The following is a 14,394-nucleotide window of genomic DNA, read 5'->3' as shown; positions in this document are numbered from 1 at the left end:
CTTCTGTTGCTGAGGGTTTTTGTTTGTGAAAAATGAATTTTATTTAAAAGGTTGTTGATTTTCTGATATAAAAATTAAATATTCTTATATTTCAAACGAATGGTTTTGGAATGTTGTGTTCTCATTACGCATTTGATATATTTACTTTGAAGATAATTAAAATCTAGAAAAAGAGGCGAACGTATGGATAAAAAAGAAAATACGGTCGTATTGTTTCCGCAACTATCAGCACGCTATATTGATGAAGGTTTTTTAGCGTTGAAAGAGCGGAAATTCGAAGATGCATTGCGCTGCTTTGAAATATTACGTCAGTATAATGCGGAAACGGAACAAACAGAATTAGCTTCGGTTATTTGTTTGTTAGAATTAAAGCATATGGAAGAAGCGAAAGAAAAATGTGAGCAGTTGCTTGAAACGGGAGCTGTATTATTTGGTGACATTCTTGAAACGTATGTGACGATTTTAGTTCAAACAAATGATTATGAAGGTGTTATTGAAACTGTCGAAAAAGTTTTGCAAACGAAAGACATAATGCCCGAGCAAAAGGAAAAATTAGCGCAGCTCGCTTTATTTGCAGAAGGTATGCTAAATGAGGAAGACGCGTCGCTAGTTGATTCGGATTTTGAATTAGACGAGTTTACTAATGAACTTTTTGGAGGGAACTTTGGTCAAAAGCTAAGAGTGATCCAGAAACTTTCATTAAAAGACCTGGATCTTGCACTTCCTGCTTTAAAGAAATTTTTAATAGAGGAAAAGCAACACCCTTATTTGAAAACTTCTATTTTGTATAAGATGGTAGAAAATCAAATAGAAGAAGAGATAGAAGTAGAGAAGTTTGGAAATACGATAAAGGTGATTCCGGCATTTACAGGTCATAATGAGGAGCAATCCGATAAAATAATACATAAATTATCAAGCCGATTAGAGCAAAATTATCCGGATATATTTGATGCAATGGTTACATACTGGAAAGAATTACAAATTAGCACCTTCCCATTCCCTCTATTAATGGATAAAGTAGAAATTTGGGCTGCCGTCTTAGAGAGAATTGGAAGAAAGCGTTTCGGATTAGCTATTGATGAAGAAGAACTTATGACAGCATACAATATTGAATTTGAGGAATTTCATATTGCTTATCAATGGTTATTACGCATTGAAAGAGAAGGGTATTTGCCCGTATAATTATGAAAAAGAATCGTTCAGTTATTGAAACGAGCATATTCTATGTTATAATGTAAGGGTTGCAAAAGGCAGAAATCTGCCTGTTTGTAAGAGAAGAGAAGTATAATTCTCTTACTTAATATGTTTCATATTATTCTCGAACAAAATATACCGTAATTGTCTTTTAGACAATTAGTAGATTGGAACATTATATCTGAAAGCTTTTGCTAGAAGATTATTTGTACATTTGTTATTTCAAAAAAGAGATAATGAAGGTCTTAATCTATAGAGGTATGTGCATACATTATTATAGTTGGAGGGAAAGAATAAATGTCTACAAAATGGGAAAAATTAGAAGGTAACGTTGGCGTTTTAACAATCGAAGTTGATGCTAAAGAAGTAAACAACTCTATCGACGCTGCGTTCAAAAAAGTAGTAAAAACAATTAATGTACCAGGTTTCCGTAAAGGAAAAATGCCTCGTCCATTATTCGAACAACGCTTTGGTATTGAATCTTTATACCAAGATGCTTTAGATATCATCTTACCAAAAGCATACGGTGAAGCAATCGATGAAGCTGGTATCTTCCCAGTTGATCATCCTGAAATCGACATCGAGAAGTTCGAAAAAAATGCTAACCTTATCTTCACTGCAAAAGTTACAGTGAAACCTGAAGTTAAATTAGGTGAGTACAAAGGTTTAGCAGTAGAAAAAGTTGAAACAACTGTAACTGACGAAGATGTAGAGAACGAAGTAAAAGCTTTACAAGAGCGTCAAGCTGAACTAGTTGTTAAAGAAGAAGGAACTATTGAAAACGGTGATACAGCTGTAATCGACTTCGAAGGTTTCGTTGATGGCGAAGCATTTGAAGGCGGAAAAGGCGAAAACTACTCTCTTGCAATCGGTTCTGGTACTTTCATCCCAGGTTTCGAAGAGCAAGTAATTGGTCTTAAATCTGGTGATTCTAAAGACGTTGAAGTATCATTCCCAGAAGAGTACCATGCTGCTGAATTAGCTGGCAAACCAGCAACATTCAAAGTAACAATTCACGAAATCAAAACAAAAGAACTTCCTGAGTTAAACGACGAGTTCGCTAAAGATGCTGACGAAGAAGTTGCAACTCTTGATGAATTAAAAACAAAACTTCGCACAAACTTAGAAGAAGGCAAAAAGCACGAAGCTGAGCACAAAGTACGTGACGAAGTAGTAGAATTAGCTGCTGCTAACGCTGAAATCGACATTCCAGAAGCTATGATCGACACTGAGTTAGATCGTATGGTTCGTGAATTCGAGCAACGTTTAAGCCAACAAGGTATGAACCTTGAGCTTTACTACCAATTCACAGGTACTGACGCTGACAAGTTAAAAGAGCAAATGAAAGAGGATGCACAAAAACGTGTAAGAATCAATCTTGTTCTTGAAGCTATCATTGAAGCTGAAAACATCGAAGTTACTGAAGAAGAAGTAACTGCAGAAGTTGAAAAAATGGCTGAAATGTACGGTATGCCAGTAGACGCTATCAAGCAAGCTCTTGGAAGCGTAGACGCTTTATCTGAAGATCTTAAAGTGCGTAAAGCTGTAGACTTCTTAGTAGACAACGCTGCATAATAAAATAACAAGGCGCGATTTTAATCGTGCCTTGTTTTATAAATATAGAAATATATTTATAAAACTTTTTGATGAAGAAGGAAAAGTTCCTTTGTAAGTCGAATATACATATTTCAAAAGTTTTAAAATTTTTTTATTTGTACATAACTAGTCATATTATTTGTATTTCTCGCCACGTAGTGACATAATATGTATTTACATACGATACATTTATCGTGTACATACGAAGGCAAGAGATTAGCACTTTGTAAGGGGTGTGAAAATATGTTTAAATTTAATGATGAAAAAGGTCAATTAAAATGTTCTTTCTGTGGTAAAACACAAACGCAAGTTCGAAAGCTAGTTGCAGGTCCAGGTGTTTACATTTGTGACGAGTGTATCGAGCTTTGTACTGAAATTGTACAAGAGGAGCTTGCGAAGGACGAAGAAGTAGAATTCAAAGATGTACCGAAACCGGTAGAAATTCGTGAAATCTTAGATGAGTATGTCATCGGACAAGATAACGCGAAAAAAGCACTAGCGGTAGCGGTATATAACCATTACAAACGCATTAATTCTAACAGCAAAATTGATGATGTAGAATTAGCGAAGAGTAATATTTCACTTATTGGGCCAACTGGTAGTGGTAAAACATTATTGGCACAAACATTAGCGCGTATTTTAAATGTTCCATTTGCGATCGCGGACGCAACATCTTTAACGGAAGCTGGATATGTAGGGGAAGATGTAGAAAACATCTTACTAAAATTAATCCAAGCAGCTGATTATGATGTAGAGAAAGCGGAAAAAGGAATCATTTATATTGATGAGATTGATAAAGTGGCACGTAAGTCCGAAAATCCATCAATTACACGTGATGTATCTGGTGAAGGCGTACAGCAGGCACTTCTGAAAATTCTAGAAGGTACTGTAGCAAGCGTTCCACCTCAAGGTGGTCGTAAGCACCCGCATCAAGAGTTTATTCAAATTGATACAACGAACATCTTATTCATTTGTGGTGGAGCGTTTGATGGCATCGAGCCTATTATTAAACGTCGCCTTGGTGAGAAAGTAATTGGATTTGGTGCTGAGAAGAAAAATGCTGATGTAAATGAGAAGCATGTTTTATCTCACGTTTTACCAGAGGATCTTTTAAGATTCGGTTTAATTCCGGAGTTTATCGGTCGTCTTCCAGTTATTGCGAATCTAGAGCCGCTTGATGAAGATGCTCTTGTAGATATTTTAACTAAACCGAAAAATGCACTTGTTAAGCAATTCCAAAAATTATTGGAGCTTGACGATGTTGAGTTAGAGTTTGAAGAAGGTGCACTAGTTGAGATTGCGAAAAAAGCAATTGAACGTAAGACAGGTGCTCGTGGACTTCGTTCTATTATTGAAGGCTTAATGCTTGATGTAATGTTTGAACTTCCATCTCGCAAAGATATCGAGAAGTGTGTTCTTACAAAAGAAACAGTAGCTGATAATGCACCGCCAAAATTGGTGTTACAAGACGGTACTGTACTTGATACAAAAACATCTGCATAATGCGAAGAAGAAACAGCAATTTTTATAATTGCTGTTTTTCTTTATGTTTAGCACTATTCCTCCCAGGAAATACTAAATAATAAAACATAGCGGGAGGAAATGAATTATGAGCTGGACAAATATATTTTTACTTGTTCAACTTGTTTTTGGTGTAATTGTCGGATTGTACTTTTGGCATTTACTTCGAAATCAGCGAACACAAAAAGTTTCAATTGATCGAGAATCGAAAAAAGAATTGGAGCAGCTTCGTAAAATGCGTGAGATTTCTTTAACAGAGCCACTTGCGGAAAAGGTGCGTCCTACATCCTTTTTAGACATTGTAGGGCAAGAAGACGGGATTAAGTCGTTAAAAGCGGCTCTTTGTGGTCCTAATCCGCAACATGTAATCATATATGGTCCGCCAGGTGTCGGAAAGACAGCGGCAGCACGCCTTGTATTAGAAGAAGCGAAACGAAACCCGAAATCACCATTTCGTACGAATGCAACATTTATTGAACTTGATGCGACGACAGCTAGGTTTGATGAACGTGGTATTGCAGATCCTTTAATTGGTTCAGTCCATGATCCAATTTATCAAGGAGCGGGTGCAATGGGGCAAGCGGGTATCCCGCAACCGAAAAAAGGGGCTGTAACAGATGCACATGGAGGCATTTTGTTTATTGATGAGATTGGTGAATTACATCCGATTCAAATGAACAAAATGTTAAAGGTGTTAGAAGATCGGAAAGTATTTTTGGAAAGTGCGTACTATAGTGAAGAAAATTCGATGATTCCAACGTATATACATGATATCTTTCAAAAAGGTTTACCAGCCGATTTTCGCTTAGTTGGTGCAACGACTCGTTCGCCAGAGGAAATTCCTCCTGCAATTCGGTCGCGGTGTTTAGAAGTGTTCTTCCGGGAGTTAGAAACAGAAGAAATTCAAAAAGTAGCGAAGAATGCAGCTGACAAAGTGGAAATGCAAATAGGTGAGAACGGTATTGAAATGATTGGAATGTATGCAAGAAATGGACGGGAAGCGATTAATCTCGTACAAATTTCTGCTGGTATGGCGATAAATGAAGAACGTTCTTTCATTAAAGATGAAGATATTGAGTGGGTTGTTCATTCGAGCCAACTTACACCAAAGTATGAAAAGCACATTTATCCAATTCCAAGGATTGGCCTTGTGAATGGGCTTGCTGTATATGGACCGAATACAGGTGCTTTATTAGAAATTGAGGTAACAGCTATTCCTGCGAAAGATAAAGGATCAGTAAATGTAACTGGTATTGTGGAAGAGGAAAGTATTGGGAGTCAAACGAAATCAATCCGCCGTAAAAGTATGGCGAAAGGTTCTGTTGATAACGTATTAACAGTACTCCGTTCTCTAGATGTACTTCCAGAAGGCTATGATATACATATTAACTTTCCGGGCGGTATCCCGATTGATGGTCCTTCGGCAGGGATTGCTATGGCAACGGGTGTTTATTCAGCGGTGCATCGTACATATGTGAATAATGAAGTAGCGATGACAGGTGAAATAAGTATCCACGGAGAAGTGAAGCCTATTGGTGGTGTGTACGCAAAAATAAAAGCTGCGAAAAAAGCGGGGGCTAAGAAAGTCATTATTCCGGCTGAAAACATGCAACCATTTTTGTATACAATAAAGGGAATTGAAATCATTCCTGTCCGTAAATTAAAAGAAGTATTTGAATTAACATTTATGCAGGAAAATATGCATCGTGAGATTGATGTACAGACTGCTTTGGACGAAACAGATGCACAATCAATGTAAGAATAAACGATAATAAAATTTGCCAGACTTCGTTTAAGTTTGTATGCTTAAGCGGAGTCTTTTTTCTTTTCATAAGGGAGAAAAAACAAGATATTAACAATTGCGGATAATCTCTGCAATTGCATCTAGATGTATTGTAATATAAAATAGTTGAACAGGAGTTTAATTTATTATGGAGGTGCTATGTCTAGTATGAATACGAACGAAAGAATTGTGCCCCTCCTACCATTAAGAGGCGTTCTCGTATATCCAACGATGGTTCTGCATCTTGATGTAGGACGTGATAAATCGATACAAGCACTAGAGCAGGCGGCAATGGATGAAAATATCATCTTTTTAGCAATGCAAAAAGAAATGAATATCGATGATCCGAAAGAAGATGACATATATAGTGTAGGTACAGTGGCGAAAGTGAAGCAGATGCTTAAATTGCCGAACGGTACGCTTCGTGTCCTTGTGGAAGGTTTACATAGAGCAGAAGTAGTAGAGTTTATCGAAGAAGAAAATATAGTGCAAGTTTCAATTAAAACGGTAACGGAAGAAGTAGAAGATGATTTAGAAGAGAAAGCTCTTATGCGTACGTTACTGGAGCATTTCGAACAATATATTAAAGTTTCGAAAAAAGTTTCAAATGAAACATTTGCAACGGTAGCTGATGTAGAAGAACCGGGAAGGCTAGCTGATTTAATTGCTTCTCACTTGCCGATTAAAACGAAGCAGAAACAAGAAATCTTAGAGATTGTATCTGTGAAGGAACGATTACATACACTTATTTCAATTATTCAAGATGAACAAGAGTTGCTTAGCCTAGAAAAGAAAATTGGACAAAAAGTGAAACGTTCAATGGAGCGCACGCAAAAAGAATATTTCTTACGTGAGCAAATGAAGGCGATTCAAACTGAACTTGGCGATAAAGAAGGTAAGGGCGGGGAAGTTGAAGAACTTCGTGAAAAAATTGAACAGTCAGGAATGCCTGAAGAAACAATGAAGGCTGCACTGAAGGAATTAGACCGTTATGAAAAGTTACCAGCAAGTTCTGCGGAGAGCGGTGTTATTCGCAATTATATGGATTGGTTATTAGCTCTTCCGTGGACAGAAGCGACAGAGGATATGATTGATCTTGTTCATTCTGAAGAGATTTTAAATAAAGATCATTACGGCCTTGAAAAAGTAAAAGAGCGAGTGCTTGAATATTTAGCTGTACAAAAATTGACTAACTCATTAAAAGGCCCTATTCTTTGTTTAGTAGGACCTCCTGGGGTCGGAAAAACTTCGTTAGCTCGTTCTATCGCAACATCATTGAATCGTAACTTTGTCCGTGTATCCCTTGGCGGTGTACGTGATGAGTCTGAAATTCGTGGTCACCGCCGTACGTATGTTGGAGCAATGCCGGGACGCATTATTCAAGGTATGAAAAAGGCGAAAACAGTTAATCCAGTCTTCTTATTAGATGAGATTGATAAAATGTCTAACGATTTCCGTGGAGATCCATCAGCAGCATTACTTGAAGTGTTAGATCCAGAACAAAACCATAACTTTAGTGATCATTACATTGAAGAACCATATGATCTATCGAAAGTTATGTTTGTAGCAACTGCTAATACACTTTCAAGTATTCCAGGTCCGTTGCTTGACCGTATGGAAATCATTTCGATTGCTGGTTATACAGAACTTGAAAAGGTACACATTGCTCGTGAACATTTACTGCCGAAACAATTAAAAGAGCATGGCTTACGAAAAGGTAATTTACAAGTACGTGATGAAGCGCTTCTTGAAATTATTCGTTATTATACACGTGAGGCTGGTGTTCGTACACTAGAGCGTCAAATTGCAAAAGTTTGTCGTAAAGCAGCAAAAATCATTGTTACAGCAGAACGCAAGCGAATTGTTGTAACGGAGAAAAATGTTGTTGATTTACTTGGCAAGCACATATTCCGTTACGGACAAGCTGAGAAGACAGACCAAGTTGGTATGGCGACTGGTTTAGCTTACACAGCAGCTGGTGGTGATACACTTGCTATTGAAGTGTCTGTAGCGCCAGGTAAAGGGAAATTAATTTTAACAGGGAAACTTGGGGATGTTATGAAAGAATCAGCACAAGCAGCGTTTAGTTATATTCGTTCTCGTGCAGAAGAGTTGCAGATCGATCCGAATTTCCATGAGAAAAATGATATTCATATTCATGTTCCAGAAGGAGCAGTTCCAAAAGATGGACCGTCAGCAGGTATTACGATGGCAACGGCACTTATTTCGGCACTAACAGGTATTCCTGTAAGTAAAGAAGTAGGTATGACAGGTGAAATTACACTTCGTGGTCGTGTATTACCAATTGGTGGTTTAAAAGAAAAAACATTAAGTGCTCACCGCGCAGGCTTAACAAAAATTATTTTGCCAGCAGAAAACGAGAAAGATTTAGATGATATTCCAGAGAGCGTAAAAGAAAACCTTACGTTTGTGCTTGCATCTCATTTAGATGAAGTATTGGAGCACGCATTAGTAGGAGTGAAACAATGAAAGTAACAAAAGCAGATATTGTAATTAGTGCTGTTAAACCAGAACAATATCCAGACAGTGATTTACCAGAAATTGCATTAGCAGGTCGTTCAAATGTCGGGAAGTCTTCCTTCATTAATAAAATTTTAAATCGTAAAAAGTTAGTACGTATTTCTTCTAAACCAGGAAAAACGCAAACACTGAACTTTTTCTTAATCAATGAAATGATGCATTTTGTTGACGTTCCAGGTTATGGATATGCGAAAGTATCTAAAACGGAGCGCGCGGCATGGGGCAAGATGATTGAAACGTACTTTACAACACGTGAGCAATTAGACGCAGCTGTATTAGTAGTTGATTTACGTCACCAGCCAACAAAAGATGACGTGATGATGTATGATTTCTTAAAGCATTATGAAATCCCAACAATTATTATTGCAACGAAAGCCGATAAAATTCCGAAAGGGAAATGGCAAAAGCATTTAAAAGTTGTAAAAGAAACGCTTGCTGTTGAAATTGGCGATGAAATCGTTCTATTCTCTTCTGAAACAGGACTTGGAAAAGAAGAGGCATGGAAAGCAATTCATAAAATGACAAAAACAAAAAACGCGTGACGAATGTCGCGCGTTTTTTTCTTTATACACTTTTAGCGTACGTTTAATGTTACTTCAATATTCCCTCGTGTTGCTTTAGAGTACGGACACACCCCGTGAGCAGCTTCTACAAGTTCTTGTGCTTCACTATGTGAAACGCCAGCGACATGTACATCAAGTACAGCAGATAGGCCGAAACCACCATCTGTATCTTTTCCGATAGAAACGTGAGCAGTTACTTCTGTACTTTCCACTTTCACACGTTTTGTACGAATGACAAGTTGTAATGCACTATCAAAGCAAGCTGCATAACCAGCAGCAAATAGTTGTTCTGGATTTGTTGCCTCTCCGCCTGCACCACCTAGTGCTTTCGGCATTTTTACATCAAGGTTTAATATGCCATCATCTGAAACTACTTTCCCGTTTCTTCCACCTGTTGCTGTTACTGAAGCAGTATATAATTTATCCATGTTTATTCCCCTTTTCTATCATTAATGGTTTTCATTGTTTCAATTAGTTTATTTAATTGAATTAATAAAGAACGATATTCTTGCTCTGTAATTCCTAAATTTGTAGCCATCGTTGTCGGTAATGAACAAGCCTTTTCTTTTAAATCCTTGCCTTGTTCTGTTAATTCAATACAAACTTTTCGCTCATCTTCTTTTGAACGAACACGTTTTACAAGTTTTAATGATTCCATGCGTTTTAACATGGGTGTTAAAGTGCCGGAATCTAAAAATAGGCGTTCGCCAATTTCTTTTACTGTTAGTCCGTCTTGCTCCCATAGTACGAGTAACGTAATGTACTGGGGATACGTAATGCCCATTTCTTCTAAATAGGGCCGATAAAAACGGGTAACTTCTCTTGAACAAGCGTAAATAGAAAAACAAAGTTGGTTATCTAGTTGCAAAGAATCTTCTTTCATCAGCAACACCTCTCTTTTAAATTGTGCACAATTTAATTTTGTAAAACCAATATAACGAAAAATAAATACGATGTCAAATACATTGCATTGAGAAAGTGAGTACTATATTTTGGAACAATCATACATATTTTCCTTCATGATGAAAGAAGATAGAAAAGATGATGTTATAATTAATATGGAATAGTTTCCATCACTTGATTATGAGGACTTTTTTTGGTAACGTACAAATAGAGTTATTAATTTATAATCATTATAAAGTAGAAAGTTTTTTATTAGTTATACGGAATCTCCTTCGTTAACATACGGAGAATAAATAAAAAATAATCGGTTGTTCACACGATTGTCAGATTCATAAGAGGAAAGTTGTATTATGATAGTAGATAAAGTGATAAAACGGGTGAAGGGGGACATGCTGCGTGCATATTCTTGTTGTTAGTGTAAATTATCGAACAGCCCCTGTAGAATTTCGTGAGAAACTCACATTTCAGGCAGCAGAGCTAGAGCAAGCAATGACTACATTACAAAATCAAAAGAGCGTGCTAGAAAATGTCATTGTATCAACTTGTAATCGCACTGAGATTTACGCTGTCGTCGATCAATTACACACGGGACGGTATTATATTAAGAAGTTTTTAGCTGATTGGTTTCAGCTTGAAATAGACGAAGTCGCACCATACTTAACTATTTTTGAACAAGATGGTGCAATAGATCATTTATTCCGCGTAACGTGCGGTTTAGATTCTATGGTAGTTGGAGAAACACAGATTTTAGGCCAAATAAAAGATAGCTTTTTAGAAGCGCAGCAAGTAAAAACGACAGGCACAATTTTTAATGAGTTGTTTAAGCAAGTGGTTACGTTAGCGAAACGTGCGCACTCAGAGACAACGATTGGTGAAAGTGCGATGTCTGTTAGTTATGCTGCTGTTGAACTTGGAAGGAAAATATTTGGTGAGTTAACAGATTGTCATGTACTTATTCTTGGTGCTGGTAAGATGGGTGAACTTGCTCTGCAAAATTTATATGGAAGCGGTGCTCGTAAAGTAACAGTTATGAATAGAACGCTTTCGAAAGCAGAAGTAATGGCTGAGAAATATATGGGACATGCAAAGCCTTTAAGTGAATTGCAATGTGCATTATTGGAAGCGGATATTTTAATTAGTTCGACGGGTGCATCAGAGTATGTCATTACGAAAGAGATGATGACGAAAGTGGAGAAAATGCGCTCTGGTCGTCCGTTATTTATGGTTGATATTGCAGTACCGCGTGATATTGATCCTGCGATTGATGAATTAGAAGGCTCTTTCTTATATGACATTGATGATCTGCAAGGTGTAGTGGAAGCAAACCGTGCCGAGCGTTTGAAGGAAGCAGAGAAAATTCAATTTATGATTGAAGAGGAAATGGTTTTATTTAAAACGTGGTTAAGTACGCTTGGTGTTGTACCGTTAATATCGGCTCTACGTGATAAGGCGCTAGCAATTCAAAGTGATACGATGGAAAGCCTTGAACGAAAAATACCAAATCTTAGTGATCGTGAGAAAAAGGTAATTAGTAAACATACGAAAAGTATTATTAATCAATTGCTAAAAGACCCAATTTTAGTAGCGAAAGAACTAGCTGCTGAAGAGGGAGCAAGTGAAAAATTAGCCTTATTTGCGAAGATTTTTGATTTAGAAGTAGAAGAAGCGGGAAATACGGAAGAAGTAGAACATAAAAGAGCGTGGACACCATCCGTTCCATCTTTATAATTTGGAAGGATGATCGGATGAGTTTTTTAAATAACAGTATTATTTATCATATTGCAATTATTTTATATGCTTGTAGCATTAGTTTATATTTTATAGATTATTTCCAAAGTAACCGAAAGGCGAACCGATTTGCTTTTTGGTTACTTGCGATTGTATGGGTATTGCAGTCTATCTTTATGTTGCTTAGGGCTACAGATTCAGAAACGAATCCTATTTTAACTTTATTGTCAGGGATTTATTTTTATATTTGGTTATTGATTACGATGTCATTAGTCATTAATCGATTTATGCGCATTGACTTTTTAGTCTTTTTTACAAATGTTGTAGCATTTGGCGTAAGCGCTTTTTCTATTTTTACACCACTCGGAAAGATGTCGCCAGTACTTGCAGAGCAATTAGTTTCAGAGCTTGTATACGTGCATGTCGGTATGGCGATTATTTCTTATGCAACGTTTACTGTATCGTTCATTTTTTCTATTATGTATTTATTGCAATATCGGCTATTAAAAAAGAAAAAATGGAATGCGAGATTAAGAAGGTTAGGAAATTTGCCGAAGCTTGAATCTATGTCTTACGGATTAAATTTATTTTCTGTTCCGTTTTTCTTATTAGCAATTATATTAGGATGCATATGGGGATATACAAAATTGGATAATTTCCATTGGTATGATACGAAAGTAATCGGTTCGTTTGTTGTTCTATTTGTATATTGTGCGGGCTTGTATTTACGAGCGGCAGATGTGTTGCAAGGTAAGAAAATTGTGCTGTGGAATGTAGGGGCATTTCTCGTAATGCTAGTTAACATTTTTCTATTAAGTAGTTTATCTAATTTCCACTTTTGGTATTTATAATGAGGAGAGAGAATTATGCGCAAAATTATTGTAGGTTCACGAAAGAGTAAGCTAGCATTAACACAAACAAATTGGTTTATCGATCAATTAAAAGCGCTTGGTTTACCATATGAATTTGAAGTGAAAGAAATCGTAACAAAAGGTGATGTTATTTTAGATGTTACTCTTTCAAAAGTAGGCGGAAAAGGTTTATTTGTAAAGGAAATTGAACACGCGTTACTTACGAAAGAAATTGATATGGCTGTACATAGTATGAAAGATATGCCGGCTGTACTTCCAGATGGATTAACGATTGGTTGTACACCAAAGCGTGTTGACCCTCGTGACGCTTTTATTTCTAAAAACGGAGAATCGTTTAAAGACTTAGCAAAAGGTGCAATCTTAGGGACGAGTAGTTTGAGACGTAGTGCACAACTACTAGCTGCGAGACCAGATTTACAAGTGAAGTGGATCCGCGGAAATATCGATACACGCTTACGTAAGTTAAAAGATGAAGATTACGATGCAATTATTTTAGCGACAGCTGGATTACAGAGAATGGGCTGGGACGATGAAGTTATTACAGAACATTTAGATGAAACGTTATGTGTACCAGCTGTAGGACAAGGTGCATTAGCGATTGAATGTCGTGAGGACGATAAGGATTTACTTCAGTTGTTAGCACATATTAATGATGCAGTAACAGAAAGAACAGTGGCTGCTGAACGAGTATTTCTTCACAAACTTGAAGGTGGATGCCAAGTTCCAATCGCTGGATATGCAACTCTTAAAGAAGATGATGCAATCGAATTAACAGCCCTTGTTGGTTCTATGGACGGTTCTGTTTTATTAAAAGAGACAGTAGTAGGTACTGATCCAAAGGAAGTAGGATTAGAGGCTGCGGATCGTTTAATTAAACAAGGAGCAAAAGAGCTCATCCTTGCTGCGAATAAGGGGCAACAATAAATATGAACGCTCTCGTTGGCAAAACGGTATTGATTACACGTGCCCAGCACCAAGCGAAACAAATGAGTGTAGCGGTGAAAGAAAGGAGCGGAATTCCATTGGAAATTCCGCTTTTGCGTATGGAAGGTATGTCTCATAGGCAAATTCAACATATAGCAGGGCAGCTACATTCGTATGACTGGGTTATGTTTACGAGTAGAAATGGTGTAGCTTTTTTTCTAGATAGTTTGAGAAAGAAGCTCCCCGGAACGATTAAAATTGCTGCAGTAGGCGTGAAAACAAAGTTAGAGTTAGAAAAGCGAGGCTATCAAGTAGATTTTGTTCCCACCGCATTTGTTGCAGAAGTATTTGCAGAAGAGTTTGTAAAAAAACTAAGTGGAAACGAATGTATTTTATTTCCGAAAGGGAATTTAGCAAGAGATGTTATTCCGGTTAAACTCCGGGAAATGGGTGTTTCTCTAGAGGAGCTAATCGTATACGGTACGAAAGAAAATGTAGAGAAAAAACAAGAACTGATAACAGCGTTGAAGTTTGGGAAAGTAGACATTATTACATTTACGAGCCCTTCAACTGTTAATAGTTTTGTCCGTTTACTTGAGGGTACAAACTGGAGAGAATGGACAAAAAAATGTACAATTGCTTGTATAGGACCGATAACAGCGAAAGAGGCAAGAAGTTATTTCTCAGAAGTTATCGTGCCAGAAGAATACACAATAGAATCGTTAATACAATGCATTTGTGAATCTATTTTACATGCATAATCAAAATA

General features: G+C 37.0%; 12 protein-coding genes. 10 read left to right on the top strand and 2 right to left on the bottom strand.

Going from position 1 to position 14,394, the window contains the following annotated elements; all coding sequences use genetic code 11:
• The first annotated feature begins 183 nt into the window (after positions 1-183).
• From ACP6L7_RS19225 to ysxC, 6 genes are all read left to right on the top strand, one after another.
• Positions 184-1,182 (top strand): hypothetical protein, encoded by a 999-nt coding sequence (locus ACP6L7_RS19225; protein ID WP_097830543.1) that lies wholly within the window; start codon positions 184-186, stop codon positions 1,180-1,182.
• Between the two features lie 309 nt (positions 1,183-1,491).
• Positions 1,492-2,769 carry a trigger factor gene (tig, locus tag ACP6L7_RS19220; protein WP_097830544.1) on the top strand — a complete coding sequence of 426 codons (1,278 nt, stop codon included), beginning with the start codon at positions 1,492-1,494 and terminating at the stop codon, positions 2,767-2,769.
• Positions 2,770-3,033: 264 nt separating this feature from the next.
• Positions 3,034-4,293 carry an ATP-dependent protease ATP-binding subunit ClpX gene (clpX, locus tag ACP6L7_RS19215; protein WP_097830545.1) on the top strand — a complete coding sequence of 420 codons (1,260 nt, stop codon included), beginning with the start codon at positions 3,034-3,036 and terminating at the stop codon, positions 4,291-4,293.
• Positions 4,294-4,399: 106 nt separating this feature from the next.
• A complete protein-coding gene (gene lonB / locus ACP6L7_RS19210) occupies positions 4,400-6,070 on the top strand; it encodes an ATP-dependent protease LonB (RefSeq protein WP_141533495.1) in 1,671 nt (556 codons plus the stop codon).
• 183 nt (positions 6,071-6,253) lie between these two features.
• Entirely contained in the window at positions 6,254-8,584 is a 2,331-nt protein-coding gene (gene lon / locus ACP6L7_RS19205; RefSeq protein WP_097830547.1) for an endopeptidase La, read from the top strand.
• Positions 8,581-9,177 (top strand): ribosome biogenesis GTP-binding protein YsxC, encoded by a 597-nt coding sequence (gene ysxC / locus ACP6L7_RS19200; RefSeq protein WP_000869121.1) that lies wholly within the window; start codon positions 8,581-8,583, stop codon positions 9,175-9,177. The genes lon and ysxC overlap by 4 nt, the downstream gene beginning before the upstream one ends.
• Before the next feature lie 32 nt (positions 9,178-9,209).
• Here ysxC and ACP6L7_RS19195 read toward each other — a convergent pair whose 3' ends face one another.
• Positions 9,210-9,626, bottom strand: coding sequence for an organic hydroperoxide resistance protein (locus ACP6L7_RS19195; RefSeq protein WP_000359781.1), 417 nt, complete (start codon positions 9,624-9,626; stop codon positions 9,210-9,212).
• Positions 9,627-9,628: 2 nt separating this feature from the next.
• Positions 9,629-10,081: a MarR family winged helix-turn-helix transcriptional regulator gene (locus ACP6L7_RS19190; protein WP_097830548.1), complete on the bottom strand. Its 453-nt coding sequence runs from the start codon at positions 10,079-10,081 to the stop codon at positions 9,629-9,631.
• Between the two features lie 416 nt (positions 10,082-10,497).
• On the opposite strand from ACP6L7_RS19190, the gene hemA reads away from it, so the two are divergent.
• From hemA to hemD, 4 genes are read left to right on the top strand one after another with little or no spacing between them, the layout of a single operon-like run.
• A complete protein-coding gene (hemA, locus tag ACP6L7_RS19185) occupies positions 10,498-11,829 on the top strand; it encodes a glutamyl-tRNA reductase (protein WP_097830549.1) in 1,332 nt (443 codons plus the stop codon).
• Between the two features lie 17 nt (positions 11,830-11,846).
• Complete coding sequence (locus ACP6L7_RS19180; protein WP_430529355.1) at positions 11,847-12,680, top strand: cytochrome c biogenesis protein; 834 nt, start codon at positions 11,847-11,849, stop codon at positions 12,678-12,680.
• Positions 12,681-12,695: 15 nt separating this feature from the next.
• Positions 12,696-13,625, top strand: coding sequence for a hydroxymethylbilane synthase (gene hemC, locus ACP6L7_RS19175; protein WP_097830551.1), 930 nt, complete (start codon positions 12,696-12,698; stop codon positions 13,623-13,625).
• Positions 13,626-13,627: 2 nt separating this feature from the next.
• On the top strand, positions 13,628-14,386 hold the full coding sequence (gene hemD / locus ACP6L7_RS19170; protein ID WP_097830552.1) for a uroporphyrinogen-III synthase: 759 nt from the start codon (positions 13,628-13,630) through the stop codon (positions 14,384-14,386).
• Positions 14,387-14,394: the final 8 nt, after the last annotated feature.

This window comes from Bacillus silvicola (assembly GCF_050524305.1).
Taxonomy (GTDB): domain Bacteria; phylum Bacillota; class Bacilli; order Bacillales; family Bacillaceae_G; genus Bacillus_A; species Bacillus_A cereus_AT.
Note: the sequence above shows the minus strand (reverse complement) of the source record. Positions and strands in the feature narration are given on the sequence as shown.

What these genes read in the sequence shown, in the direction of transcription:
- hemD (WP_097830552.1), top strand. Translation starts at nt 13,628, where the DNA reads ATGAACGCTCTCGTTGGCAAAACGGTATTGATTACACGTGCCCAGCAC.
- hemC (WP_097830551.1), top strand. Translation starts at nt 12,696, where the DNA reads ATGCGCAAAATTATTGTAGGTTCACGAAAGAGTAAGCTAGCATTAACA.
- ACP6L7_RS19225 (WP_097830543.1), top strand. Translation starts at nt 184, where the DNA reads ATGGATAAAAAAGAAAATACGGTCGTATTGTTTCCGCAACTATCAGCA.
- lon (WP_097830547.1), top strand. Translation starts at nt 6,254, where the DNA reads ATGTCTAGTATGAATACGAACGAAAGAATTGTGCCCCTCCTACCATTA.
- tig (WP_097830544.1), top strand. Translation starts at nt 1,492, where the DNA reads ATGTCTACAAAATGGGAAAAATTAGAAGGTAACGTTGGCGTTTTAACA.
- clpX (WP_097830545.1), top strand. Translation starts at nt 3,034, where the DNA reads ATGTTTAAATTTAATGATGAAAAAGGTCAATTAAAATGTTCTTTCTGT.
- ACP6L7_RS19190 (WP_097830548.1), bottom strand. Translation starts at nt 10,081, where the DNA reads ATGAAAGAAGATTCTTTGCAACTAGATAACCAACTTTGTTTTTCTATT.
- ACP6L7_RS19180 (WP_430529355.1), top strand. Translation starts at nt 11,847, where the DNA reads ATGAGTTTTTTAAATAACAGTATTATTTATCATATTGCAATTATTTTA.
- ACP6L7_RS19195 (WP_000359781.1), bottom strand. Translation starts at nt 9,626, where the DNA reads ATGGATAAATTATATACTGCTTCAGTAACAGCAACAGGTGGAAGAAAC.
- ysxC (WP_000869121.1), top strand. Translation starts at nt 8,581, where the DNA reads ATGAAAGTAACAAAAGCAGATATTGTAATTAGTGCTGTTAAACCAGAA.
- lonB (WP_141533495.1), top strand. Translation starts at nt 4,400, where the DNA reads ATGAGCTGGACAAATATATTTTTACTTGTTCAACTTGTTTTTGGTGTA.